At 55.4% G+C, this 25,769-nt stretch carries 20 protein-coding genes, 6 tRNA genes and 2 rRNA genes (1 of these 28 only partly in view); 3 read left to right on the forward strand and 25 right to left on the reverse strand.

The annotated features are described in order from the left end of the window. Positions 1-115: 115 nt before the first annotated feature. From RX717_RS10020 to RX717_RS10075, 12 genes are all read right to left on the reverse strand, one after another. Positions 116-1,129 (reverse strand): NAD(P)H-dependent glycerol-3-phosphate dehydrogenase, encoded by a 1,014-nt coding sequence (locus RX717_RS10020; protein WP_107631967.1) that lies wholly within the window; start codon positions 1,127-1,129, stop codon positions 116-118. Then, entirely contained in the window at positions 1,126-1,770 is a 645-nt protein-coding gene (gene plsY / locus RX717_RS10025) for a glycerol-3-phosphate 1-O-acyltransferase PlsY (RefSeq protein ID WP_054327286.1), read from the reverse strand. Before plsY ends, RX717_RS10020 begins: the two co-directional genes overlap by 4 nt. Positions 1,771-1,794: 24 nt before the next feature. Next, a complete protein-coding gene (gene der, locus RX717_RS10030; RefSeq protein WP_107631966.1) occupies positions 1,795-3,120 on the reverse strand; it encodes a ribosome biogenesis GTPase Der in 1,326 nt (441 codons plus the stop codon). A 30-nt stretch (positions 3,121-3,150) separates the two neighbouring features. Further along, on the reverse strand, positions 3,151-4,455 hold the full coding sequence (locus tag RX717_RS10035) for a DUF512 domain-containing protein (RefSeq protein ID WP_054327284.1): 1,305 nt from the start codon (positions 4,453-4,455) through the stop codon (positions 3,151-3,153). Between the two features lie 167 nt (positions 4,456-4,622). Beyond that, the gene (gene rpmF / locus RX717_RS10040) at positions 4,623-4,808 is read right to left on the reverse strand and encodes a 50S ribosomal protein L32 (protein ID WP_054327283.1); all 186 of its coding nucleotides are present in this window, start codon (positions 4,806-4,808) and stop codon (positions 4,623-4,625) included. Positions 4,809-4,853: 45 nt separating this feature from the next. Beyond that, on the reverse strand, positions 4,854-5,369 hold the full coding sequence (locus tag RX717_RS10045; protein ID WP_054327282.1) for a YceD family protein: 516 nt from the start codon (positions 5,367-5,369) through the stop codon (positions 4,854-4,856). A gap of 150 nt (positions 5,370-5,519) precedes the next feature. Then, the gene (locus RX717_RS10050) at positions 5,520-6,815 is read right to left on the reverse strand and encodes a TRAP transporter large permease (RefSeq protein WP_054327281.1); all 1,296 of its coding nucleotides are present in this window, start codon (positions 6,813-6,815) and stop codon (positions 5,520-5,522) included. Between the two features lie 39 nt (positions 6,816-6,854). After that, on the reverse strand, positions 6,855-7,367 hold the full coding sequence (locus RX717_RS10055; RefSeq protein WP_107631965.1) for a TRAP transporter small permease: 513 nt from the start codon (positions 7,365-7,367) through the stop codon (positions 6,855-6,857). Positions 7,368-7,573: 206 nt separating this feature from the next. Then, positions 7,574-8,674 (reverse strand): TRAP transporter substrate-binding protein DctP, encoded by a 1,101-nt coding sequence (gene dctP, locus RX717_RS10060; RefSeq protein ID WP_107631964.1) that lies wholly within the window; start codon positions 8,672-8,674, stop codon positions 7,574-7,576. A 77-nt stretch (positions 8,675-8,751) separates the two neighbouring features. Beyond that, positions 8,752-9,558 (reverse strand): enoyl-CoA hydratase/isomerase family protein, encoded by an 807-nt coding sequence (locus tag RX717_RS10065; RefSeq protein WP_107631963.1) that lies wholly within the window; start codon positions 9,556-9,558, stop codon positions 8,752-8,754. Positions 9,559-9,561: 3 nt separating this feature from the next. Further along, complete coding sequence (locus RX717_RS10070) at positions 9,562-10,866, reverse strand: acetyl-CoA hydrolase/transferase family protein (RefSeq protein ID WP_107631962.1); 1,305 nt, start codon at positions 10,864-10,866, stop codon at positions 9,562-9,564. A gap of 70 nt (positions 10,867-10,936) precedes the next feature. Further along, positions 10,937-11,962: a zinc-dependent alcohol dehydrogenase gene (locus tag RX717_RS10075; protein ID WP_054327276.1), complete on the reverse strand. Its 1,026-nt coding sequence runs from the start codon at positions 11,960-11,962 to the stop codon at positions 10,937-10,939. Positions 11,963-12,841: 879 nt separating this feature from the next. Between RX717_RS10075 and uxuA the strand changes: the two genes are divergently transcribed. Beyond that, positions 12,842-13,912, forward strand: coding sequence for a mannonate dehydratase (gene uxuA / locus RX717_RS10080; RefSeq protein ID WP_054327274.1), 1,071 nt, complete (start codon positions 12,842-12,844; stop codon positions 13,910-13,912). Between the two features lie 3 nt (positions 13,913-13,915). Next, positions 13,916-15,508 carry a mannitol dehydrogenase family protein gene (locus tag RX717_RS10085; RefSeq protein WP_107631961.1) on the forward strand — a complete coding sequence of 531 codons (1,593 nt, stop codon included), beginning with the start codon at positions 13,916-13,918 and terminating at the stop codon, positions 15,506-15,508. Positions 15,509-15,603: 95 nt separating this feature from the next. Here the strand turns inward: RX717_RS10085 and RX717_RS10090 are convergent, their stop codons facing one another. Next, positions 15,604-16,407 carry a hypothetical protein gene (locus RX717_RS10090; RefSeq protein ID WP_107631960.1) on the reverse strand — a complete coding sequence of 268 codons (804 nt, stop codon included), beginning with the start codon at positions 16,405-16,407 and terminating at the stop codon, positions 15,604-15,606. A 146-nt stretch (positions 16,408-16,553) separates the two neighbouring features. Further along, complete coding sequence (locus RX717_RS10095) at positions 16,554-17,618, reverse strand: LacI family DNA-binding transcriptional regulator (RefSeq protein ID WP_107631959.1); 1,065 nt, start codon at positions 17,616-17,618, stop codon at positions 16,554-16,556. 238 nt (positions 17,619-17,856) lie between these two features. Between RX717_RS10095 and RX717_RS10100 the strand changes: the two genes are divergently transcribed. After that, complete coding sequence (locus RX717_RS10100; protein ID WP_107631958.1) at positions 17,857-18,825, forward strand: RluA family pseudouridine synthase; 969 nt, start codon at positions 17,857-17,859, stop codon at positions 18,823-18,825. A 33-nt stretch (positions 18,826-18,858) separates the two neighbouring features. On the opposite strand, the gene RX717_RS10105 is transcribed toward RX717_RS10100, so the two are convergent. The 11 genes from RX717_RS10105 to RX717_RS10155 form a co-directional block, all read right to left on the reverse strand. Beyond that, positions 18,859-20,679 carry a polysaccharide deacetylase family protein gene (locus RX717_RS10105; protein ID WP_107631957.1) on the reverse strand — a complete coding sequence of 607 codons (1,821 nt, stop codon included), beginning with the start codon at positions 20,677-20,679 and terminating at the stop codon, positions 18,859-18,861. Between the two features lie 97 nt (positions 20,680-20,776). After that, a complete protein-coding gene (locus RX717_RS10110; protein ID WP_107631956.1) occupies positions 20,777-21,661 on the reverse strand; it encodes a DegV family protein in 885 nt (294 codons plus the stop codon). Between the two features lie 15 nt (positions 21,662-21,676). Next, positions 21,677-21,865 carry a hypothetical protein gene (locus RX717_RS10115; protein WP_054327261.1) on the reverse strand — a complete coding sequence of 63 codons (189 nt, stop codon included), beginning with the start codon at positions 21,863-21,865 and terminating at the stop codon, positions 21,677-21,679. 125 nt (positions 21,866-21,990) lie between these two features. Beyond that, positions 21,991-22,066, reverse strand: a tRNA-Thr gene (locus RX717_RS10120). Between the two features lie 39 nt (positions 22,067-22,105). Continuing rightward, positions 22,106-22,182, reverse strand: a tRNA-Asp gene (locus RX717_RS10125). A 12-nt stretch (positions 22,183-22,194) separates the two neighbouring features. Continuing rightward, positions 22,195-22,271: transfer RNA gene (locus RX717_RS10130), tRNA-Ile, on the reverse strand. A gap of 64 nt (positions 22,272-22,335) precedes the next feature. Then, positions 22,336-22,411, reverse strand: a tRNA-Asn gene (locus RX717_RS10135). A gap of 32 nt (positions 22,412-22,443) precedes the next feature. Further along, positions 22,444-22,560 (reverse strand): 5S ribosomal RNA (rrf, locus tag RX717_RS10140). 78 nt (positions 22,561-22,638) lie between these two features. Next, positions 22,639-22,713: transfer RNA gene (locus RX717_RS10145), tRNA-Glu, on the reverse strand. A 77-nt stretch (positions 22,714-22,790) separates the two neighbouring features. Then, positions 22,791-22,866, reverse strand: a tRNA-Lys gene (locus tag RX717_RS10150). Positions 22,867-22,980: 114 nt separating this feature from the next. Beyond that, positions 22,981-25,769 (reverse strand): 23S ribosomal RNA (locus RX717_RS10155); it runs 54 nt beyond the window's last position.

Below are 25,769 nucleotides of genomic sequence, written 5' to 3' on the forward strand. Positions count from 1 at the left end.
TTTAGCATAAGCTATGGTATCATTATACAAAAAGAGCGTGAAAAAGTAAAGAATTTTTGTGGCAAAAAATGCAACAGGAAATACTTTTCTTATTGTTTATTCTACCTATTAATTTTTAGTGGAACCAGACTTCCTCATGCTCCCCGCGCCGTGGGCGCCCCAGGAGCATGCGTATGGCTTCCTTAGCGGACAGGCCGTTATACAGCACCTCATACATTGCCTCGGTGATCGGCATGGACACCCCCTGCTGCTGGGCCAGGCGGTAGCCGGCTTCGGTCGCGTAATAGCCCTCCACGGTCGCGCCGACCTCCTGCATTGCCTCCTGTGCGGTCTTGCCCTGCCCAATCAGGATACCCGCGCGGCGGTTGCGCGAATGCATTGAGCAGCAGGTAACGATCAGGTCCCCCACGCCGGACAGCCCCGCGAAGGTCTCCTGCTTGGCGCCGAGCGTAACCCCCAAACGGGCGATCTCGGTCAGGCCGCGCGTCATAAACGCGGCTTTGGAGTTATCCCCCAAGCCCAAGCCATCCGAAATACCCGCGCCAAGAGCGATAATGTTTTTGAACGCGCCGCCCAGCTCGCAGCCGACCAGGTCGGACGAGGTGTACACACGGAAAAAGGTATCGTTCATAAACGCAGCCTGCGTCAGCTCAGCCGCCGCCCTGCTCGCTGATGCGGCAACAATCGCGGTCGGCACCCCACGGGCCACCTCCTCCGCGTGGGTCGGGCCGGTCAGCGCTACCACGGGATTGCGGCCGCCCATCGCCCGGTCGATCGTTTCCGAGAAGCGGCAGTAGCCGTGCTGGGAATCCAGCCCCTTGCCCACATTGACGATCACCGTACCCGCTGGAACGATGCGGGAGAGCTGCTCCGCGGTCGAAGCCACGGCAAAGGACGGGACGGCCATCACCACCAGGTCCGCTTCCGCCGCGCCCGACATATCAGTCGTGACCGTGATCCCCTCTGGAATCCTCACCCCTGGCAGCAGCTTTTCGTTTGCCCGCTCGCGATGCAGCAGGTCGCATTCCTCCTGAAAAAAGGTCCAGGAGGTCACCGCATGGCCGTTATGGTGCAGCAGCATAGCCAGCGCAATGCCCCAGCCGCCGGTACCCAATACAAAAACCTTCATTTTCCGCTCTCCTCTCCATCGGAAGCTATTTTCTCAATGGTCTTTTTACTTTTGAAGGAAAACCTGTTCTCTTCCCCGTGCAGCATACGCATGATATTGCTCCGGTGCATGAAGATGACCGCCACCGCCATACCGAATGCCATCGCGGTCAAAACCGAATCGCGGTAGAACAGCAGGGTCGTAATGGGGAAGCTGACCGCGCCCAGAATCGAGCCAAGCGAGATCCAGCGCGTCACCGCAACCGCCAGGAAAAACAGCACGAACGCGATCAGGAAAATGCGCCAGTCGAACAGGAGCAACATGACCGCGCCGACCAGCACGCCCTTTCCCCCGCGGAAGCCAAAGTACACAGGAAACATATGCCCCAGTATCACGAAAATACCGGCCACCAGCTTGCCGACCGGTCCAACCAGAAGCGCGCCGATCGAGATTGCCGCCGCGCCCTTTGCAATGTCCCCCAGCAACACGAACAGCGTTTTGCCCGCCCCCATTGTGCGGTAGGCGTTGGTCAGTCCGGCGTTGCCGCTGCCATAGTTGCGGATATCCTTGCCGAGCGTTACCTTGCTGACGATGATTGCAAAGCTCAGCGAACCCAGCAGGTAGCCGCACACCGCGATGATGGCAAATTGCGTCAATGTCATGTTGTCGTCCCCCAAGAAATTAATTTAATCCTTGTCCCCGCGCTCACGGATCACCATGCGCACGGGCGTGCCTGTCAGTCCGAACACCTCGCGGATCTGATTTTCCAGATACCGCTGGTAGGAGAAGTGGAACAGGCGAGCATCGTTGCAGAAGCAGACGAACGTCGGCGGACAGGTGGATGCCTGCGTCATATAGAAGATACGCAGGCGGCGCCCCTTGTCAGTCGGCGGCTGCACGCGCGCGGTCGCCTCGGCCAGGATGGAATTCAGGCGGCCGGTCGGGATGCGCATATGGTTCTGCTCGTGTACCGCTTTGATCAGGGCGAACAGCTTATCCACGCGCTGTCCAGTCTGCGCGGAAATGAACAGCACCGGCGCATAGGGCATGTATGCCAGCCCCTCGCGCACGCGCAGCGTGTATTCCTTCATCGTGGAGCCGTCCTTTTCCACCAGGTCCCACTTGTTGACCACAATGATGCAGGCCTTTCCGGCATTATGCGCCTCGCCCGCGACCTTGGTGTCCTGCTCGGTCACGCCCTCGGTCGCGTCGATCATAATGACGCACACATCCGCGCGCTCGACCGCGAGCAGGGAGCGCATAACCGAATATTTCTCAATCTTCTCGTCCACCCTGCTTTTTTTGCGGATGCCCGCCGTGTCGATAAAGGTGAACCTGCCGTGCGCGTTGTCCAGATCGGCGTCCACGCTGTCACGCGTCGTACCCGCCACATTGGAAACGATCACGCGCTCCTCGCCCAGCACGCGGTTGAGCAGGCTGGACTTGCCCACGTTCGGCTTACCGATCAGCGCGACGCGGATGCGGTCCGACGCTTCCTCGCCCTCCTCCTCGGGCGGGAAATGCTCGTAAGCCGCGTCCAGCAGCTCGCCCACGCCATAACCGTGCAGTGCGGAGATGCCGTAAGGCTCTCCCAGGCCGAGGTTATAAAACTCATAAAACTCCGCCGGCGGGTCGCCCGGCTTATCGCATTTATTGACCGCCAGCACGATCGGCTTGCCCGAACGCAACAGCATCGCCGCCACATCCTGATCCGCCGCGGTCACGCCGGTGCGCAGGTCGGTGATGAGCACGATCACATCCGCATGGGAGATCGCAGTTTCCGCCTGAAAGCGCATGAACTGCAAAATTTCGTTGTCGTTTGACGGTTCGATGCCGCCGGTGTCGATGATGGTAAAATCACGTCCGCGCCAGTCGCTTTCCGCATATAGCCGGTCGCGTGTTACGCCCGGCGTATCCTCCACAATGGACAGGCGCTTGCCCGCCAAGCGGTTAAACAGCTGTGATTTACCGACGTTCGGCCGGCCGACAATCGCCATAATCGGCTTTGGCATATCCTTTCCCTCCTCTTTGCTTTTCGGGGGCTAATCTTCAAAAATTTTGGCGAGCAGGTCCGCGCCGTCGATCTCGACCGGAACGATGGGTACGCCGATCGCGTCCGACACCTGTTCCGGCGTGCAATCATCCAGGAACACGTCTCCCCCATCCCGCAGCATATTGGCGGAGATCAGCACGCGCTCGCCCAAGTCCCGCCCTTTCAACTGGGCGATCAGATCCTGGCCGGTAATCAGTCCGGCAACCGAGACCAGCGGCCCAAAGAAATCGTTGCGAATCGCCACGACTCTGCCGCTTAAATTATCGCATTTTGCGGCCGCCTCGTCAAGCAGGACCGCCAGAGAAGGCGCGGCGGCCGTGCCGGTCGCAATGGTAAACGGCCGCGCCGCGCGCCCCTCGTAATCCGGCAGCGCCAGCCGGAACTCCTCCATGAACAACGGCAGCATGCCGATGCCGTTTTCAAACTGGGTAAACTCCTCGTAATACACCGTATTCGGCAACGGGCGCTCCGCCTTGAGGTACAGCTCGTCCCCGCACCAGACCAGGCGCGTGCCGAGCTCGCGCAAGCATTCCTGCGCGAACGGCTCGACGATATCCAGAATCGCTTCCGCGCAGGGCTTATCCGTCGCCTCCAGTGGATACAGCCCCTCGCGGTGGCGTGTCATACCGAACGGCACGACCGAGATTGTATTCACCGCGGGATAGAGCTTCTTCAGATCGTTCAGCGAGCGGCGCAGCTCCTCCCCGTCGTTCAGCCCCTTGCACACGACGAGCTGGCAATTCATCGTGATGCCGCCCTCCGCGAAGCGCTTCATGATCCGAAGTGCTTCGCCCGCGCGGCGGTTCTGCAGCATTTTGACGCGCAGCTCCGGATTGGTGGTCTGCACCGAGATATTGACCGGCGAAATATGCATCCGCAGGATACGGTCCACATCCGCGTCCGACAAGTTGGTCATGGAGATATAATTCCCCATCAGGAAGGACATGCGCGCGTCGTCGTCCTTTACATAGAGCGTCTTGCGCATCCCACGGGGCAGCTGGTCGATAAAGCAGAACACGCACTTGTTCGAACACTGCTTCATCCCGTCCATCAGATAATGCTCGAAATTCAGGCCGAGCGGCTCGCCCTCGCGCTTGCGCACACGCACCTCGCGGACGCTTTCCCCATCCGCTTCCAGCACGCGGAGCGTCAGCCGCGCGTCGTAGCTGTAAAATTTGTAATCCAGCACATCACGGATCGCTGTCCCATCGATCTGCAGCAGAGTCTCCCCCGCCCGCAGTCCCGCGCGCGCCGCCGGACTGCCCGCATCCACACTGACAATTTTTGACGCCATCCAGCGCCCTCCTTTCTGCATTTTTCACGCTTGCCGGAACGTTTCCCCCCTGGGACGCATCCGGCCGCACCCGCCATCACGCCCGACCGAAACCATGGATCCGATCGAGGGCGAAAAAAATGGAGAAGCCGTTGCCGCCTTCTCCATCCTTTGTTCTGTTTTCAGCCTTACGCTTCCTTAACGGCGACAACCTCACGGCCGTTGTAATAGCCGCAAGCCTTGCACATTCTGTGAGCCAGCTTCATCTCGCCGCACTTCGGGCATTTGGACATGCCGGGCAAAGAGAGCTTCCAATGGGAGTTGCGGCGCTTGTCGCGACGGGCTTTCGAAACCTTTCTCTTCGGTACTGCCATGGTGGATACACCTCCTACTCTATCTTCTCAATTTGTTTGACTGTTTTATGTGCTCTTGTCCTCATCAGAGTCGAGCAGGGCGCGCAGCGCGGCAAAACGCGGATCGATCTGCTTTTTGTCGCAGTCGCAGTCAACCTCGTTGCGGTCGGCGCCGCAGTGCGGACAGAGGCCTTTGCAGTCCTCCTTGCACAGATATGTCATCTGTACCTGCAGGATCAATGCCGGCACCAATACGTCCGCAGGATCCACGCTGTCACCGGTCAGCACGAAAAGATCGTCCTCTTCCTCCGTCTCAGGGTCGTCCGACAAAATCATATCCGTCTCGGCTGTCAGCAGAATATCCAACGGCTTCAGACAGCGGGCGCAGGCGGTGGAGTAAATCGTTTTGATCGTCCCTTTCAGCCGCAGGACGCCGCTCTCGTTCGAAACCTCCCCGCTGATCTGAACCGGACTTTGGAACGGCTTCGCGCCATACAGCGTTTCCTCCCGCAAATCAAGCGTTTCGGAAAACGGGATGCTGACGGTATTCGAGCCGGTCAGTTTTCGCAAATCAATCTTCATGTCAACCTCACATGGTACTAAGATAGTATACTACATCCTTTTGCCCTTTGTCAAGCAAAAAACGACTTTATCATCGGCGCATCGGCGCATTTTAATGATAAAAGGTTCCGTCCGGATGGACGGAACCTTTTATAACACAAATCTGTCTTATCAGCCCATGAGCAGGTTCGGTACAAACAGAATAATGCCGGGTACATAAGTGAATATCAGTAGCACCGCAAACAGCATTATGATCCACGGCCACACCTCTCTGCAGTAGCCGGAGAACGTACATCCTGTAATCGAGGTGGAAACGAACATCATCGCGCCGAACGGCGGGGTAACGCCGGCCAGCGTCAGGTTGATCGCCATAACGATACCGAAGTGGATCAGGTTTACATCCAAGCTCTGCGCAGCCGGTACGAGCAGCGGGGCGAGCAGGATCATTGCAGCGCCGCCCTCGAAGAACATACCAACAATAGCGAGCAGGATGTTGACCAGCAGCAGGAACTGCCAATCCGTGTGGCAAATCGCCAAGATCGCTTCGGAAATAATCATCGGGATACGTTCCCAAGTCAGGAACTTGCCGAACGCGATAGACGCGCAGATGATCAGCATGATGCCGGAGGTAGCCTCAACGGACTCACGCAGGATCGGCAGCAGTTGCTTGACATGGATGGTGCGGTAAATCAGCGCGCCGACCAACAGAGCGTAAACGATGCAGCAGGCGCCGGCTTCGGTCGGGGTGAACACGCCGAAACGCAGGCCCATGATCAGGCCGAACGGCAGGAACAGCGCCCAGATAGACTGCTTCAGGTTCTGTGCGAACTCCTTCGCGGTACCGATGCGATCACGGGTGGGCTTATAGCCGCGCTTGCGGGACTGGATGCCTGCCAGCGCCATTTCAGCAACCATGATCAGGAAGCCGGGGAAATAGCCGGCATAGAACATTTCCTGAATGGAAACGCCCGACGCAGTTGCATACAGAATCAGAACGATTCCGGGCGGGATGATCGGGGTGATACAGGAGGATGCAACCGTTACAACGGTCGAAAACTCCTTGGAATAGCCCAGGCGCTCCATTTCCGGAACCAGCATTTTGGACTGCATCGCTGCGTCCGCGTTCGCGGAACCGGACAGACCGCCCATCAGAGCGGAAAGAACGATGTTAACCTGCGCAAGACCGCCCGCAAACTTACCAACGAGCAGCTCGCAGAGGTTCATCAGTCGTTCTGTGATTCCTGAATAGTTAAAGATAACACCGGCAGCCGTAAAGAACGGGATTGCCAGGTAGGTGAACGATGTTGTACCGGACAACATGTTCTGAACCATAATATCCGTCGGCTGAGACGACGAGTTAAACATAAAGTATACCAGTGTGGAGAATGCGAGCGAAAACGCCACCGGTATTTTCATGAAGAGAAACAGAAACAGCAGGAGAAGTGGAAACCATACTGTAAATGACATTTCTCTTTACCTCCTTCCATAGTAAACGTGTATTCTTCCTTATGCGCGGTTTTCCAGCGAAGTTTCCGCGAACTCCTTGCCGATGATGGACCAGTACAGGAAACGAAGCGAGTACAGGCACATGACAAAGAAGCCGATCAGCGCCGGAAGGTCCATAAAGGTATACGGAATACGCAGCGCAGCCGTAGGACGAACCCACGCCTCCACGGTGAGGATAAAGCTGTAATAGGTAAGAACCGCATTACCAATCGCCAGGATGACAAAATTGATGATGTAGATAATACGCTTCGGGAGTTTGGGAAGGCGGTCCACAATGACGTCAATCGCGATCATGCCCTGGTTCTTATACAAAGTACAAACACCGAAGAACACGGTATAGGCAAAGCCCAGATACGATACCTCTTCCGCCCATGCAAAGGACTTGGAGATAACGAAACGCGAAAATACGTTAATGATAATCGCCAGGCACATTACAACGAAACCTACGCTTGCAATGTACATTTCCCAATCGTTAATAAACTTTTTGAAAAAGCCTTGTTTGTTCTCGTTCACAGATTAATTCACGCCTTTCTTTCACAAAAAGCTATTTGCGAAATGGAATGTAGCAAAAAAGAGTCAGAGTCAACATGAGGTGGGTATGAAACAGTCATACCCGCGCCGTCAAACCAGTTCCCCCCGTTTTAACGGCGCGGCATACAACCGTTCTACATCATTAGATTCTTATCGTAATTAAGTAGATCGAAAGCACCAATCAGGTTTTACGCAGCAGCTGCGTCATCCGCGGCGGCATCGGTATCAGCAGAAGCACTGGAATCGGTCGCGCCGATCGCTTCCTGGATGCGCTCTACCAGATTGTCGCTCCACTCCGGGAAAGCTTCCGGAACGTGCTCGAACGAATAGTCGCGCCACTCCTGGATCGCCTCGTCGGTCGGGTAAACTTCCTGAACGCCCTCGTTGATCATATCTTCGAGCATCGGGCCAACAACGGACTCAACCTCTTCGATAGCCTGCGCCGGGTAAGCCTGGCCGACCTCGTCGATCGCCTTCTTGCCCTCTTCCGGCAGGGACTGGTATACTTCTTCCGACATAACCATGATGGTCGGAGCATACAGGTGACGGGTGTAGTTCAGGTACTTAGCAACCTCGTGCAGCTTCGCGGAGTACAGGATATGGATCGGGGACTCAGCGCCGTCCGCAACGCCCTGGCTGATAGCCTGATAGGTCTCGGACCAGGTGCAGGTGGTAGCGTTGCCGCCCATGACGTTAACCATTTCGGTCCACATCTTGGTCGGAGCGCAGCGGAGCTTCATGGTGGAAGCAGCAGCGCGGTCCGGCATCGGGGACTTGGTCAGCCAGTTGCGCTCGCCAAAGTAAACGGCGGTGATAATGCGCATGCCTTTTTCATGGAGCTGAGCCTCAAGCTCCTGGCCCAAGTCGGACAGCCACAGGTTACCAACGTCTTCCGGCTTCTGGAGCAGGTAAGGCATCATGAACGCGGAATAGTCCGGAACGTAGTCAGCCAGGTGGGAGAAGTCGCAGTCCTGAATAGCGGCAGCGCCCTTGGAAATGGATTCGATTACGTCGGTGGTGGCGCCCAGGGACTCAGACGGGTAGATCTGAACGTCCAGCGTGCCGTTGGCAGCCTCGTTGATGCGGTCGCAGAAGTTCGACCAAGCTTCGTACATCGGGTCGGAGGTGGTCTTGATGGAGTTCATCTTCAGAACGACCGGCTCATTGGAGGAGCCACCGTCAGCCGCTGCATCGCCGCCATTGTCCGCACCGGTGTCGGTGTTGCCACAAGCAGCCAGAGACAGAGCCATGGCAGACGCCAGAAGCGCCGCGAGTAATCTTTTCTTCATGTTACAACCTCTTTTCTTCGCTTTCTTAAAAGTGAGATTTATATGCAGGCTGGGGGGGTGCCAGCCTGATATACTATTTATTCGCCGGTATACTGCGGCTCGCGTTTCTCGAGGAACGCGGTAACGCCCTCGTTGAAGTCCTTGTGCCGCGCCATATACCGCGTGTAGGTGACCTCCAGATCGTTCTTGCGCTTCATCTGGAAATCCTCCTGTGCGTTCATGCACGCCTTGAGGTAACGCAGTACGAGCGGTCCGCGCTTGCAGATCTCACGCGCCTTGTCCATCGCCGCGGGCATTAGCTCATCCAGCGTATCGACAACCTTGGTCACGCCGCCGTACTTGGTCAGCTCCTCCGCGGTGATAAACGTGCCGCAGTAGCACATGTCGCGCTGGATCTGCGGCGGCAGGATGCGGGCTAGATGGCCCGAGCCGCCGACGACCGAAAGCTTTGCCTCCGGCGCGCCGAATACCGTACCCTTGACCGCGATCGTGATGTCCGCGCCGGCCGGATAGCACAGGCCGCCGCCCAGGCAGTGGCCATGCACCGCGCAGATTAGCGGCACGCGCAGCTCGTACAACGCGAGCGCACCGTCGTAATATACCTCCTGCGTATTGGTAACGTCCTTGTCATCAATGCTTTTTTTGAAGCGCTTGATGTCAACGCCCACACAAAACGTCTTGAGGTCGGAATGCATGATGCACACCCATATATCGTCATCATGGTTGATATAATCGCACAGCATGATGATCTCTTCCTGCACCGTGCCGCTGGCCGCGTTGACCGGCGGGTTGTGCAGCGTTAAAATGCCAATATGATCTTCTACTGTCAGGAAAACCTGCTCCAGCTTATGCTCCCCGACCATTTCTACCGTTCTCGTTGCCATGCTTCAGCCCTCCTCGCCATAACGCGCATGATATGCGGCCCAGAGTTCGTCTCGGAAATCCGGATGCGCAATGTTGATCAGCAGCCTTGCGCGCTCGCGCAGGCTCTTGCCGCGCAGATTCGCCACGCCGTATTCCGTCACGATGTAATGCACGTCGGTGCGGGTCGTCGTGACCGTCGTACCTGGCTCGAACACCGGTACGATGCGGGAGATCGTGCCATGCTTGGCCGTGGACGGCATCGCCAAGATGGACTTGCCGTTCGGACACATGGACGCGCCGCGCACATAGTCGAGCTGGCCGCCGATCCCCGAGAACTGGTTGATGCCCATGGACTCGGAGTTGACCTGGCCGTTGAAATCGACCTGGAGGCAGGAGTTGATGGAAACCATCTTGTTCTGGCGCGAGACAACCACGGGGTCGTTTACATAATCCACCGTGAGCATCATAACGTCAGGGTTATTATCAACGAAGTCGTACAGCTTTTTGCTGCCCATCAGGAACGCCGCGACCATCTTGCCCTTGTTTTCGGTCTTGGCCGCGCCGGTGATGACGCCCTGCTCATACAGGTCGACGACGCCGTCGGAGAACATTTCGGAATGGATGCCGAGGTCTTTCTTGTCGCCCAGGAACTTGAGCACGGCGTCCGGTATGGAGCCAATGCCAAGCTGCAGCGTGGAGCCGTCCTCGATCAGGCTGGCGCAGTTGCGGCCGATCGCCTCTTCAACCGGACCAATCTTGCCGCCGCCCAGCTCGGGCAGAGGCCGCGAAGCTTCCACGGCATAGGTGATCTGGGACACATGGATAAATGAATCGCCCATCGTGCGGGGCATCTGGTCGTTGATCTGCGCGATCACCACCTTGGCCGAAAGCGCAGCCGGCTTTGTGCCGCCGACCGATACGCCGAACGAACAGAAGCCGTGTTCATCCGGTGGGGTCAGTGATACCAATGCAACATCGATCGGGAACGTCCCGTCGGTGAAAAAGCGCGGCGACTGATGGAAATAAAACGGGGTGTAATCCGCACGTCCCTCATTGACGGAGGCGCGTGTCACCGGACCAAGGAACAGGCCGTTGTAATTGAGGTGGCCCTTCATCTTGGGCTGGGTGTACTCGCCCTTCCCCATCGGTACCCAGTGGCAGATCTCCACGTCCTCATACTGCTCGTAGTTTGCTACCAGCGCGTCGGTCAGTACCAACGGTTCGTTTGCGCCATGGCCGAAGAATACCCGGCAATGGTTCGGGATGTGCTTGACCGCTTCTTCCGCGGTCGTGAGCTTCGACTGATAGATCGCTCTCCAGTCTTTCATTTTAGTTCGACCTCCAACTGCCACTCGAACCCCTCAAGCCCTCTCTCAAAAGGCCAAATTCGAACGGCGATCAGGTAAAGTCGATCAATACCTTGAGCATGGACTTATCCTTGCTCGCTTTTTCGAACGCATCCATCGCCTGGTCGACCGGATAAACCGCGGAAACGACCTTGGCGAGCTGCTCGTTCATCGCACCGGAGTTAATAATCTTGGCCGCGCCCTCCATGCTGGTCATCGTGTGGTGACGCACGCCGAGCATCGAAGCCTCGTTATAGATAATGGTGTTGATGTCCGTGTTGAAGATGGTACCCTTGGGCGGCATGCCGACCTGGACCATCGTGCTGCCCTGCTTGATCAGGTTGAAGCAGGCGTCATAACCGCCCTGGAAGCCAGTGGCTTCAAACAGGATATCGAACTTGCCGCCGGCAATCGCGATGCACTGATCTACGAAGTCCGGAGCGGAAATATCGACTACGTCAAAGCCAAGCTCCTTGGCGATGCGGATACGGTCCTGATTGATCTCGGCCAGAACAACATGCCCCGCGCCGGAGAATTTGCACATCATGCCGATCAGCACGCCGATCGTGCCGGCGCCGGCGATGAATACGTCGTCGCCCGGACGGACGCCCGCGCGGCGGGTGTCGTGTACCGCAACGGTGAGCGGCTCGACCAGCGCGGCGATCTTCATATCAACGTCGTCATTGAACTTGATCAGGCGGTCGGCGTTTACCAGCATATACTGGGTGAACACGCCATCCATCGAGGTACCCATGATCTTAACGTTGGTACACAGGTTCTCGCGGCCCTCGTGGCAGCCCACGCAGGCGTTGCAGGGCTCGATGGTGTGGGAGCAGACCTTGTCGCCGACCTTGATGTCGGTACGCTCAGAGTTAATAGCGTAAACCTCGCCGCAGGCCTCATGACCCATCACAAGGGGCGGCTTGGCGGTCGGGTGCTGGCCCGCGAAAATATGTAAGTCAGAACCGCAGATGCCCGCATACTTGATGCGGACAACCGCCTGTCCGGGGCCGGGCTCCGGAATCGGCGACTCCACCGTTTCGACCTTGAAGAAATCGGTTAACAAAAGCTTTTTCATAATCAAGTATCCTCCTCAACTTGACGTCTGTTCCCAGCTACCATATTTCTGCTTCGCCAGAACCGGCGCGCCGCTTCCCTGTCTCCAGTCTCCGTTATCTTGTTCTGTTGGAAGCATCGCTTCCAACAGAACAAGGGGGTACCCCCTTGTTGTCGAAAAACGGGAAATCTTCGGCCACGGTTTCGGGAGCGGTTTCACACCCCCTACATAAAATAGACACCATCCTGCCGCCATATCCTTTACCAAGGTTCTTATCGCGCAACAATGGTTGTCCATCCCTCACGGCCATCGCCGTTCCGCCGCGCATGCGAAACACAAAAACAAGTGCCTGCTTTTGTTGTTTTTTCGCGCAGCAACACAATACAGTAGTTTTCTACAGCACAGTAATACTATAATTGTCCAGACAACGATTGTCAATACCCCACAAAAGAATTCACCACTCATTTCAGGTTTTTGTAGAGCGTGCAGAATATTCATTTAATTTTTTGTTAACATTTTCACAGAGCGTCAATTTCAATATGCATTGTCACAAATTTATCATTTCATTCTTGTTTATTTTTCACAATTTTATCGCAAGATATTTCATAATTCGGTGAAACTACTCGTCAAAAAAAATTATTTTTGTTTCCGAATTTTAATCTTGAAAAAAACCGTTTGCTTGACAACTATCCGGTATGTATTATAATGTCAGTGAGTGGTGGTTTCATTCCACGTTTTGATCCGGCGGCGCGGCCGCCGACGCCCTCCATCCTGTTATGTATGGAGGGTGTTTTCAAGTAGGTGGGAACGTTTCCGCCCAATCTGGTACCGCGGGCTGCGATACAAGCGATCTCCCTGCCTGTGGGCACAGAAAGTTCAATATTTTAAGGAGGTTTTGCTATGCAAATGACATTCCGCTGGTACGGCGAAGGCAACGACAGCGTTTCCCTGGCCGACATCAAGCAAATCCCCGGCGTTACCGGCATCGTATGGGCTCTGCACCATAAGCAGGCCGGTGAAATCTGGACGGTCGACGAGATCATGCATGAAAAGAAGATCATTGAGGACGCAGGCTTCAATATCGACGTCGTCGAATCGGTTAACGTACACGACGATATCAAGATCGGCCTGCCGACCCGTGATCAGTATATCGAAAATTACAAGATCACCCTGCGCAATCTGGCGCAGTGCGGCGTAAAGGTTGTTACCTATAACTTTATGCCCGTTTTCGATTGGACCCGCACCGACCTGTTCCACCCGCTGCCGGACGGTTCGACTGCGCTTTACTATGAAAAGTCGGTCATCCGCGAGGACGCCAAGGAAATGGCCGATTATATCCTCAAGGGCTGTAAGGGCTACACCATGCCCGGCTGGGAGCCTGAGCGCATGGCCCAGCTCGACGAGCTGTTTGAAAAGTACAAGCCCGTTACGAAAGAGAAGCTGTGGGAAAACCTGAAGTACTTCCTCGAAGCGATCATGCCGACCTGCGAGGAGACCGGCATCAAAATGGCCATCCATCAGGACGATCCCCCCTGGGACATCTTCGGCCTGCCGCGCCTGCTGGTCAACAAGGAAGCGATCGGCAAGTTCCTCAAAATGGTCGACCATCCGAACAACTGCCTGTGCCTGTGTTCCGGCTCACTCGGCGCCAACGAGAAGAACGACATCGCCGACATCATCCGCTCCTATTGCGACCGCATCGCGTTCGCGCACGTCCGCAACGTCAAGCACTATGAAAACGGCGACTTCTCTGAGGTTTCCCACCGCGACTGCGACGGCGATGTCGGCATCCTGGAAATCATGAAGGCCTATCACGACTGCGGTTTCGACGGCTATATGCGTCCCGACCACGGCCGCCACATCTGGAACGAGAAATGCCGCCCCGGCTACGGCCTGTACGACCGCGCGCTCGGCATCATGTATCTGTGGGGCGTTTGGGACATGCTGGAGAAACTGGAAGGAGCTCATTAAGCAATGAAACTTTCTATTGCATCTTTGAAAGATAAGGAAGCCTGGAAGGGCTATACTCTGCCGGCGTTTGACATTGAGGCTGTCGCGGCCAGGACCAAGGCTGCGCCGACTTGGCTGCATTTCGGCGCAGGCAACCTGTTCCGTGCGTTCCAGGCGGCTGTGGCCCAGCACCTGATCGGGAGCGGCGACATGGACACCGGCATCATCACCTGCGAGAGCTACGACGACGAGATCGTGACCAAGTGCTTCCACAAGGTAGACAACCTTACGGTTGCCGTTACCCTCGAGGCCGACGGCCGCATTGAAAAGGAAGTCATCGGCTCGGTTGCGGAAACCACCACCCTGCTGCATGACTTTGATCGCGTCAAGGAGATTTTTGCCGCCCCGTCCCTGCAGATGGTTTCGTTCACCATCACGGAAAAGGGCTACTCCCTGCGCAACGCCAAGCAGGAGCTTGTTCCGGCTGCTGTGGAGGACATGAAGAACGGTCCCTCCGCCTGCAAGTCTTTCATGGCGCAGCTCGCCACCCTGCTGCTGCACCGCATGCATACCTGCGGCAAGCCGCTCGCCATGGTTTCGATGGATAACTGCTCGCACAACGGCGCGAAGCTCCAGGGTGCGATCATGGAATTTGTCGACGCCTGGAAGAAGAACGGCCAGATCTCTGATGAAGAGTATGCTTATCTGACCGAAAAGGTTTCGTTCCCGTGGTCGATGATCGACAAGATCACTCCCCGTCCGGCTCCGGAGATTGCGGACCAGCTCGAGGCCGACGGTCTGGAGGATATGCACCCGTTCGTAACCAGCAAGAACACCTATATCGCGCCGTTCGTCAACGCCGAGCGCCCGCAGTACCTGGTTATCGAAAACGACTTCCCGAACGGCCGTCCGGCGCTGGACAAGGCCGGCGTTATCTTCACCGACCGCGACACGGTTAACAAGGTGGAAATGATGAAAGTCTGCACCTGCCTCAACCCGCCCCAGACCGCGCTGGCGGTTTATGGTTGCATGCTCGGCTATACCTCGATCGCTAAGGAAGTACAGGACCATGAGCTGTACACCCTGATCGACCGTATGTGCCACATCGAGGGCATGCCTGTTGTGGTTGACCCGGGCGTGCTCAGCCCGAAGGCGTTCCTCGACGAAGTGTTTGAGACCCGCCTGCCCAATCCGTTCATTCCGGACACCCCGCAGCGTATCGCAACCGATACTTCCCAGAAAGTTTCGATCCGCTTCGGCAACGCGATCAAGAATTACGACGCGATGGGTCCCGGCAAGGCTGCCGAGTTGAAGTATATCCCGCTGGTTCTGGCCGGCTGGTTGCGCTACCTGCTCGCGGTTGACGACGAGGGAAATGCGTTCCAGTGCAGTGCCGACCCGCTGCTCGCCTCCCTGCAGGAAAAACTGTCCGGCATCGAGCTGGGCAAGGCGGACGACGCCGCTGTCGCCAAGCTGGAGCCAATCCTGCACGACGCGTCTATTTTCGGCATCGACCTGTATGCCTGCGGCCTTGCGGATAAGGTCATCGGCTACTGGAAGGAAATGATGGCCGGCCCCGGCGCAATCCGGGCAACGCTCAAAAAGTATACTGCGTAAAAGAAATAAACAAAAGCTCCCGCACATCTGTGCGGGAGCTTTTGTTATCCATACCCATAAAAAAACACGGGCGCTTTGACGCCCGCGTTCATTCGTTATTCTTCCGCCGGAAGCGCTGCCAGCATTTGCTGTGCTTTCTTCGTCGGCCACAGCCAGTCCCGTCCCTTTTCAATCGTCTGCTCCAAATAAGCCCGCGCCATATTGGTTTCTCCCTGTGACAGATAGACGCGCGCCAGCAGCAGGCTGGTATTCACCCGAAAGAGCGCGGTGGTGCCGTTGCGGACCAGTTCACGCAGGTATGCGTCATCCTGGCACACACCAGTCAGCGCGTCGTAATGGCACTGCAGGATACGCACATTCTCTGCATAGCGCTTCTGTGCCGCCTCATCCTGCCGCTCCAGCAGTTCGCGCATCTTGTCCAGGCATTCCTTGCCCTTTTCTGCGTTTTCCATCCGGAAATGAATCAGGCCCTTGTTATTGAGCATCAGCAACGCCGCGCTGAGGCGTTCGCTTTCTTCCGTAACAACCGGCGCGCCGTCCAACAGGGCAAGCGCCTGATCGAATTCCCCGATCGCGGCATGGCCATCCGCCAGGTAAGCCCGAACCGTGACTTCGAGCGCGGGTGTCTTTTTCGCACGGGGCAGAAGCTTTTCAAACTTTTCCAGAAAGCGCTCAGGCTCAAGGTTCTGATACAGCCAGGCAAGCCGGTTCTGCAGGGCGCTCACCCCGTAGGACAGCGCCAGGATGTACAAAATTGCAAAGCCAATCACCAGAACAGCCAGCGCCAGCCAGAACGATATGCCCCGTTTTACCATATAGCCCGCCGCCGCCAACAGCGCAATACCGCCGACCGCCGGCAGAAGCATGTACTGCGGGAACAGCTTGACCAATTTCACCATAATGTAATCACTCCTAAACTCAACAGTTCTATTATACCGGTACCATGTTCAAATCGCAAGTCTTTTCATGCCTGTTTGCGACAATAACCCGTTAAAAAAGGCGGTGCAGCCGCAGCCGCCCGCCCTTTTGCAAGCATCTTTCCGTCCTACAAGGCAATATGGTGTGTTTTCCAGGGAGAATCCGGCTGACGGGAAGAAACCGGTCCCGTGCTGTCGCGCACGATCAGCTTTGCTTCCACGTCGATCACCCTTCCCTCCGGCGTCGGCGCCCCTTCGATCAGGTCCATCAGCAGGTTTACGCTAATCCGGCCTTTTTCCTCAATCTGCTGGCTGACCGTGGTCAGGCTTGGCGTCACCTGCTCCGACATTTGGATATTATCAAACCCGACAACCGAAATGTCCTGCGGAATCCGCATCCCGCGGTCATGAATGGTATCCAGCACACCGATCGCCATATAGTCAGACGCAACGAACAGCGCCGAAACATCCGGAAATTCGTTTAAGATCTGATTGGCGATCTGATAGCCCGAATCAATGGAGTTATACCCCTCGCGCACCATGCCAGGCAGGACCGCGTTCCCTTGCCGCGCCATACCGTCCAGATAAGCCCGGCGGCGCTCCTCGCTCGACGGCAGGAAGTGCGGACCGTTAATAAAGGCGATCCGCCTGTGTCCCAGCCCGAACAAATACTGCATCGCGCTCAGCGCGCCCATATAGTTATCGATGCAGACCTGATAGACCTGCTGCGACGCAGGCGACTTCCCGATCAGCACCAGCGGCACATGATGCTCCAGCAGCTCGTTGATATACGGCGTATGCTCATAAAGCGGACTGATGAGCAAAAGGCCATCCACCCTTTTCTGCAGCACCGCGTCAAAGGCTTCTTTCATGTCCCGACAGCAGAGCATCAACGCATAGTATCCCCGCTTCGTCATCGCTTTAAGAATGCCGCGTTGAATCTCCATATAGTACTGGTTCTGAAAAACGTAATCGATATCGTGCGGCACAACCACGCCGATCGTTCGGCTGCGCCGCTGTGACATGCTGCGCGCGTAAGCATTCGGCTGAAACTGGTGCTCGCGTATCACGCGGAGCACACGCTCTTTTGTTCCCGGCAATACATCTGATTTATTATTCAGCACGCGAGAAACCGTTGATTTGGAAACGCCCGCCTCTTTGGCAATTTCCGTGATCGTCATACTTTTCTTCAAGACCACTATCTCCTTTTCCCCGCCTCTCTCTCAATATAATTATACAGGCTTGACAAGAGCCAATCAATATATGATTCCCTGCTGCGGATATTTTCGTCAAATTTACTCTGTTTTGTTATTATACTTTGTGCATATTCTATATATTTTCTCCAGTTTGCCGCAACTGCTACTTCCTTTTTTGATAAAAATGAGGTATACTATTCCCATATTATCCTTGGAGACAAAAGAGGGCTTTCCATTGAAAGAATACCACATCACATCCAATGACAGCGGGCAGCGCTTGAACAAATTCCTTGGCAAAACAGTTCCCCTGCTTTCCGGCGGGCAGATGCATAAATACCTGCGCCTTAAGCGCATCAAGATCAATGGGAAGCGCACCGAGGCCAGCTACAAGCTCATAGCGGGCGACGTGGTGCAGCTTTATCTGAACGACAGCTACTTTGACGCACCCCAAGAGGAGGATGCCTACCGGCATATTTCACACCCCCGCGTCCGTGTGGTCTATGAGGACAGCCATATCCTCCTTGCCGATAAGGCGCCCGGTATGGTGGTGCATGCGGACGAGCGCGGCGGCACAGATACGCTGATCGCCCATATTCAGGCCTATCTGTATCAGTCCGGCGCCTGGGAGCCGTCCGCCGCCGCATCCTTCGCCCCCGCGCTGTGCAACCGCATTGACCGCAACACTGGCGGCATCGTAATTGCCGCGAAAACGGCCGAGGCGCTGCGTATCCTGAACGACAGGATCAAATCCCGTGAACTCGAGAAACGCTATCTGTGCGTTGTTCACGGCCGTCCACAGCCAGCCGAAGGGCTGATCGAAAACTATCTGCGCCGCGACGAGACGCGCAAGCAGGTCACCCTGCACAGCACACGCGTCCCCGGTGCCAAAACCGCGCGCACCCGTTACCGGACGCTCGCTTCCAGCGGCCGACTTTCCCTTGTCGAATGCGAGCTGCTCACCGGCCGCACCCATCAGATTCGGGCGCACATGGCCTCGATCGGCTGTCCGCTGTTAGGCGATGGCAAATACGGCGTAAATGAGCGCAACCGTCCTTACGGCGAATTCGGCCAAGCATTGTATGCCTATTCGCTGTCCTTCCATTTCCAAACGGATGCCGGCGCGCTTTCCTATCTGGATGGGAAAACCTTTACCGTGCAGGACGTCCCTTTCGTCCAAAAATATTTCCCTGAATACCACCTATAGCAAAGCAGCAGCCCACAGGCTGCTGCTTTGTTTTTAATCGAAAATATTTTCCTTATACGTTCCATCCTCAATGGCCTGCACCGTTGCATCCGACAGGTTGCTGTAAACCATGCCGGGCTCCAGCGTGATGCCCTTGACCGCGGCCAGCTCGGAAACCGTAACGAACGCATACGTTTTGTCCGTGCGGCTCTGCAGCTCGTCAATGGCTGCCAACACGCCTGGCAGGGTACCCTGCCAGATATCGTGCATCAGCACGATATCGCCGTCCTCGACCTCGTTGATGATATGGTCTTTCACACTCTCCGGATCGGTCTTGGTGCTCCAATCCAGCGTATCAACGCTCCAGTTGATGATCGGCAGACCGAGCGCTTTCATCTGCTCCTTGACCGTGTCGTTGACGCCGCCGCCGACCGGACGCATGACCGTCGGCTTTTGGCCGGTATACGATTCGATCAATTCGCTGTTGGACTCCACCTCGTCGCGCACGGTCGCCGCGTCCAGATGTGTCAGGCGGCTCATCGGATGCGTCATGGTGTGGTTGCCCAGCTCATGCCCATCCGCAAGGTACTGCTCCATATGGCTGTGGAAGTCCTTGATGCGGTAGCCACACATGAAGAATGTCGCATGGACATTGCGCTTTTTCAGCTCCTCCAGAAGCGTTGCCGTGTAACCGTTCGGATAGGTGTCCGTAGCGCCGGTCGGCCCATCGTCAAAGGTCAAGGCAACATATACGTCGGCCTCTGGGATATCTCCGCCGACCGCGTCGGTCAGCGCGCTTTTCATGGTATCGAGATATGCCTTTTGGCTGTCAAAGCCCTCCAGCGAGCCTTTTGTGAACGCAAAAGTACCCTCTTCATCCGCAAGGTCGGTATAGTTTCTGCCGACCAGCGCCGCAAACAGGGGCGCTGAAACATAGAAACGCCCGTTTTCATCCGTATGAACCTTGATATCGTCCCCCTTCACGCGGTCCCCGCCAACCTTGGTCTTGGCATTGTCCCGCACGGTGGACTGAATCCCGTCATAGTTGATCGTCCATTCGGCGCTCCCGTCAAACTCCGCGGTCCCGCCCAGCGTCGTAATCGCGGCCTTGAGCGGAACATAGCGCAGCCCATCCTGCTCGATCACGGCGGCGCCCAGCCGCTCCCCGTCCTGCACCATCTGCGCGGACTGCCCGCCCCGCACAAGCTTATCTGAGCCGACACGCATCAGCACACTGGTTTGCTGCAACGTCTGCTGAGACGGGCCAAGCTTTTCCAAAGCCTTCTCCGCGATCTCGTTCAGCTTATCCTCTTTCAGCTCTTTTTTGGATTTCGTGAGTACAACCAGATCTCCCTGCCCGCTTCCCAAATCATTTACCTGCAGGGACAACGCCCGGCAGAATTCCTTTGCCGGAACATACGCGGTCCCATCCGACAGGCGCGGTACCAGAGCCATAGTCTGCGCCGTCTCGTTCACGCGCAGCGATGTGCTGTCAATCTGCGCCTGTACCGTCAGTTTATTATCACTGACTGTGATCGTTTTTGTGGCCTGATCCCAAGTAAGGGAAAATTCAAGATTGTCACAGACCGGTTTGACCGGAACATAAGCATTCCCGTTCTGATCCCGAAACGGCGCCGCGCTGCCCAGATCGACCACATCATCACCCAGCAGCGCCTTGCCGTTATTCATTTGAAGCACCAGTTGATTCTGGCTTCCTCCAAAAATCGCGCCGGAAATTCCTTTCACGATATGAAACGCGACAGGGATCGCAATGACGATCACTAGAATCAATGCAATCAGCACACCCCAGTGGCTATTCCGGCGGCGGCGTCTATGACGGCGGTATCGAGACCGGTACGCCGTTTGATAAGACATGCCTCATTCATTCCTTCCTACCTAATATCAATTGCTACATACTACCAATACCGTATTATAACACATAACCCATGCAAAAACAGTTACAGTATCGTTACTATTCGCCCTTTTTCGACAGCACCGCGTCGGTTAAGAGCTGTACGCCCACTCCAAGCAGATGCGGTCCCACATACGCGCCCAGGGTACAGTCGATCTCGCCCTCCATGAAATTTTCAAAATCAGGTAGGCTTTTCTGCGCCAGGCTGCGGATCACCTTCAATTCCTCCGGCGCGTCCCCATGCGCGACAGCCAAATTGAAGCGTGCGCCGCGCGGCACCAGGGCTGTGGCCATCCGCACCATCTGATCGACCGCCGCTTTTCTCCCACGGATCTTCGCCACACTGATCAGTTCCCCGTCAGGCGCAAAGGAGAGGATCGGCTTGATCTGTAGCATTGTCCCCGCAACCGCCGTGATCTTGCCTACTCTGCCGCCTTTCTGCAGATATTCCAGCGTATCGACACAAAAGAAAACATGCGTTGCCCGCATCAAGGGCGGGATGGCCCGCAGCAGCTCCGGCCAAGTCCAGCCCTCCTCGATCCAGCGGGCCGCCTGTAGCACGGTCATACCTGTGCCAAGCGAACCGCTCAACGTATCAAAGGCGGCAATCTCTAGGCCCACGGTCTGCTCGCCGATCAGCCGGATCAAATTATGCGTCCCACTGAGGCCGCTTGAAAAATTAATTGCAAGGACCTTCGTATAGCCTGCCTGCCGGATGCGCTCCAAGGTATCTGACACCTGTCCCCCGTCGGGCAGCGTTGTCTTCGGGATCTCCTTTTTGAGCCGGCGATACACCTCAACGGCACTAATATCCACGCCATCGGCATATTCCCCATCAGAAAAGATGAGCTTGAGCGGCACGACAAAAATACCGTATTTGCGGATATCCGCCTGCGAAATATCCGCACAGGAGTCGGTAAGCAAAGCGATCTTCTGTTGATTCATAACTCCTCCTGCTGCTTAAAGTTCCTCGCCCGCGCTCCAATTAATCAAGTGCGGCGAAATTGTCTTTCTGCGCTCCTGCGGCGGGACGACCTTCACGCCGAAAAAATCATACCATTGGCCACACGCGTCACACTGCCAGGCGGTCGCTTCCGTTTCATCCATAATATAAATCTCGTTACCACATTCACAGGCCAAAATCGTCATACAGGATACCCCTTTCGATATCACGCCCTCAAAATATTGTATATAGTATATCACACTTCTAACACGAAGTCATCCACAGTATTCCCAAATAAGAAAGCCCCGCCGCACAAAGCAGCAGGGCTTTTTGGAGCTGTTGATCAGAGTTGAACTGACGACCTCATCCTTACCAAGGATGCACTCTACCTACTGAGCTACAACAGCATAATACAAAACGGCGATCAAACAGTCGCCGTTTTGTAATGGCGACCCGGATGGGACTTGAACCCACGGCCTCCAGCGTGACAGGCTGGCGCTCTAACCAACTGAGCTACCGGGCCAAATATAAAATTTGGTGGGCCTTCGGGGACTCGAACCCGGGACCGACCGGTTATGAGCCGGTTGCTCTAACCAACTGAGCTAAAGGCCCATATCAACATGGAGTGATAGCACTTTGCCGCCACCATAATATGTGGCGGCAAAGCCTTATCAAATGGCTCCTCAAGTTGGACTCGAACCAACGACCCTGCGGTTAACAGCCGCATGCTCTACCAACTGAGCTATTGAGGAATATCAAGCGAATCCTTTACTGGATTCGCTGATGTGCGCATCGAGTTATCTTTCCAGGCCGTCGCCAGCCAAGTATTGTCACCGTAAATGAGCTTAACTACTGTGTTCGGAATGGGAACAGGTGTACCCTCATCACCATAGATACGCACTATATCGAGAAATGCTCCAGGCATTTACTCACCTTGTAAAACATACCACATCGCCGCCATCTTGTCAACCGTCAAAGATGGTGACCCGTGGGGGAATCGAACCCCCGTTTGCGGCGTGAGAGGCCGCCGTCTTAACCGCTTGACCAACGGGCCATTTCCAGCCTGCTTCCGGTATGCTTGCCGGCTCCACCGTGGGACTGAACTCGGCCAATCCCACAGCGCACCGTTTCTGGTACACCATCACGGGCTCGAACCGTGGACCCACTGATTAAGAGTCAGTTGCTCTACCAACTGAGCTAATGGTGCATGCTTCTCCTTGAAAAGAAATTTTCTTTTCGCAGAAACAGAAGGTCTTACACCTTGAAAACTGAACAATAACTATGGCAAACAAAGAGTAAAATCTGAGATTGCCTCTAATATGAGGTCAAGCCCTCGGCCTATTAGTATCAGTCCGCTGCATACATTACTGCACTTCCACTCCTGACCTATCAACCTTGTAGTCTACAAGGGGCCTTACTCCATAAAGGATGGGAACACTTATCTCGAGGGGAGTTTCACGCTTAGATGCCTTCAGCGTTTATCTCGTCCGTACTTAGCTACCCAGCTATGCCCCTGGCGGAACAACTGGTGCACCAGCGGTACGTCCATCCCGGTCCTCTCGTACTAAGGACAGCTCCTCTCAATATTCCTGCGCCCGCAACAGATAGGGACCGAACTGTCTCACGACGTTCTGAACCCAGCTCGCGTACCGCTTTAATTGGCGAACAGCCAAACCCTTGGGACCGAATTCAGCCCCAGGATGCGATGAGCCGACATCGAGGTGCCAAACCTCCCCGTCGATGTGGACTCTTGGGGGAGATCAGCCTGTTATCCCCAGGGTAGCTTTTATCCGTTGAGCGACGGCATTTCCATTCACATACCGCCGGATCACTAACTCCAACTTTCGTTACTGCTCGAACCGTCATTCTCGCAGTTAGGCTCGTTTATGCGTTTACACTCAGTGCACGATTTCCGTCCGTGCTGAACGAACCTTTGAGCGCCTCCGTTACTCTTTAGGAGGCGACCGCCCCAGTCAAACTGCCCACCTGACAGTGTCCCCCGACCAGATTCATGGCCGCAGGTTAGAATCCCAATATCCCAAGAGTGGTATCCCAAGGTTGCCTCCACAAATGCTGGCGCACTTGCTTCCCAGGCTCCCACCTATCCTGTACATGGAATACCGAGATCCAATATCAAGCTACAGTGAAGCTCCATGGGGTCTTTCCGTCTAGTTGCGGGAAACCGGCATCTTCACCGGTACTACAATTTCGCCGGGCGGGCTGTTGAGACAGTGCCCAAATCGTTACGCCATTCGTGCGGGTCAGAACTTACCTGACAAGGAATTTCGCTACCTTAGGACCGTTATAGTTACGGCCGCCGTTTACTGGGGCTTAAGTTCGCACCTTCGCTTGCGCTAAGCACTCCCCTTAACCTTCCAGCACCGGGCAGGCGTCACCCCCTATACGTCATCTTTCGATTTAGCAGAGAGCTGTGTTTTTGCTAAACAGTCGCTTGGGCCTTTTCACTGCGGCCTGCTCTCGCAGGCGCCCCTTATCCCGAAGTTACGGGGCCAATTTGCCGAGTTCCTTAACAACCCTTCTCCCGTTGGCCTTAGAATACTCATCCCATCTACCTGTGTCGGTTTGCGGTACGGGCACCTTAGTATACACATAAGCTTTTCTCGTCTCTCACGCCAGTTACTTCCCTACTAAATTTCGGTCCCTTACGCCCGGGGCAACCATCGCCCGGGTTAACCTTAATGAAAGCGTCCCTTATGCTTAAAGTTCGGTGGTTACGGAATTTCTACCGTATGTGCATCGACTACGCCTTTCGGCCTCGCCTTAGCTCCCGACTAACCTTGGGCGGACGAACCTTCCCCAAGAAACCTTAGATTTTCGGCCATTATGATTCTCACATAATTCTCGCTACTTATTCCGGCATTCTCACTCGTATAAAATCCACCAGTGCTTCCGCTCTGACTTCGCCTCTTATACGACGCTCCCCTACCCAATGCATTACTGCAATGCCTAAGCTTCGGTTGAACGCTTAGCCCCGTTACATTTTCTGCGCAAAACCACTCGACCAGTGAGCTATTACGCACTCTTTGAATGAGTGGCTGCTTCTAAGCCAACATCCTGGTTGTCTTCGCAGTTTCACATCATTTTCCACTTAGCGTTCATTTGGGACCTTAGCTGTAGATCTGGGCTGTTTCCCTTTTGACCACGAGACTTATCTCACGTAGTCTGACTGCTATTCATCAATTAGCCGGCATTCAGAGTTTGATAGGGTTCGGTAACCTCGCGGCCCCTAGCCCATTCAGTGCTTTACCTCCGGTAATCTAAAATAACGCTAGCCCTAAAGCTATTTCGGGGAGAACCAGCTATCTCCGAGTTCGATTGGAATTTCTCCGCTATCCACAAGTCATCCCCGGCTTTTTCAACAGACGTGGGTGCGGCCCTCCACGGTGTCTTACCACCGCTTCAGCCTGCTCATGGATAGGTCACCCGGTTTCGGGTCTAATACCTGCAACTTCATACGCCCTTTTCAGACTCGCTCTCGCTACGGCTCCGGTACTCCAGTACCTTAACCTCGCTGCAAATATTAACTCGCCGGACCGTTCTACAAAAAGTACCCGATCACACTTTAACGTGCTCTCGGTGCTTGTAGGCACAAGGTTTCAGGTTCTTTTTCACTCCCCTCCCGGGGTACTTTTCACCTTTCCCTCACGGTACTGCTCCACTATCGGTCACTGAGTAGTATTTAGGCTTGGAGGATGGTCCCCCCATATTCCCTGCGGGTTTCACGTGTCCGCAGGTACTCTGGATCCGGCTAGCGCTTTATTCCTTTCACTTACGGGACTATCACCCTGTTTCGTTGCTCTTCCCAAAGCATTCAGTTAAGAATAAAAGCTACATGTTGCCGTCCTAACCCCGAAAATATTGCTACTTCCGGTTTGGCCTCTTCCGCGTTCGCTCGCCACTACTTGCGGAATCTCGGTTGATTTCTCTTCCTCGCCCTACTTAGATGTTTCAGTTCAGGCGGTTCCCCACCATAACCTATGGATTCAGTCATGGTTGTCAGAGTATTGCTCTGACGGGTTTCCCCATTCGGAAATCTTCGGATCAAAGCCCATTTGCGGCTCCCCGAAGCTTTTCGCAGCTTGTCGCGTC

This window comes from Intestinibacillus sp. NTUH-41-i26 (assembly GCF_032769475.1).
GTDB lineage: Bacteria > Bacillota > Clostridia > Oscillospirales > Butyricicoccaceae > Agathobaculum > Agathobaculum ammoniilyticum.